The 957-nt window shown below is 45.5% G+C and carries 1 protein-coding gene and 1 pseudogene; both read right to left on the reverse strand.

Annotated features, from left to right (window positions below; genetic code table 11):
* Positions 1 to 443: tRNA (adenosine(37)-N6)-threonylcarbamoyltransferase complex transferase subunit TsaD (locus A3757_RS19805; protein ID WP_369819579.1), on the reverse strand; the 443-nt coding region annotated here is incomplete at its 3' end.
* 27 nt (positions 444 to 470) lie between these two features.
* A pseudogene (locus tag A3757_RS27055) lies at positions 471 to 957 on the reverse strand (exopolyphosphatase); the annotation flags it as partial.

Here is a 957-nt window from a genome sequence, read left to right on the forward strand (position 1 = left end):
ATAGACTGCACTGAAACCAATTGAGTATGGCCACCCGATACAAGTAAACCAATAAAGGGGAATTCCGGTGGACTATCTTCTAGCATCGGCGCCAGTAAGTGTCCTTCCATGTGGTGTACACCGATAATGGGGATATCAAGCGCCATCGCTAAGGCATTCGCAATGGAAGCACCGACCATCAGCGCTCCTACTAATCCCGGCCCTGCAGTATAGGCAATCGCATCAATATCGCCCTTCTCTAGCCCAGCTTCTTTGAGAATAGCGTCTATTAAAGGAATGGTTTTTCTTACATGATCTCTAGAAGCTAATTCCGGGACAACACCACCATAGTCCGCATGCATCTCTACTTGGGAATATAACTGGTGTGCAAGCAAACCTTTCTCACTATGATATAAAGCAACACCGGTCTCATCGCAAGATGACTCAATACCTAAAACAATCATTAAGAATCTCGTGTAGTTGGAAAGTCGTCAATCTTTAGCTAGCAGTAGAAGAAAGCCCTGCTTACGTAACAAGTCTTGCTCTAACTCCAAGATCGACGTATTTAAGGGATTTGCCTCAAACCAGCCTTTCCCCATACTAAGGGATAAGCACTCGTCCTGAGCCCTTAGGGTGAAATCCGTTTCAGCTTGATTACGTTCTGCTGTCAGCGCAACCGCCAGTCTGAATATTGTGCACAGGCGCTTCAGTGTTTGCGTTTCCTGTTTACTCATTCCAATAAAAGGCTCATCACTAAATTTCCGTCTGTGAGTACGTACTATCACAGAAAGGTGCAGCTGAGTTAATCTCGAGAAACCTGGTAGGTCAGAGTGATAAACGAGATAAGCACCATGCCGGTGGTATTGTGCATGAGCAATAGAGTGCCCAACCTCAAAAACCCGGCTTGCCCAACGTAGTAGATTTTCACATTGCGGTAAGGCTATATCCCAATACGAAGCAATTTGCTTGTATGCATGA

The organism is Oleiphilus sp. HI0117 (genome assembly GCF_001635235.1).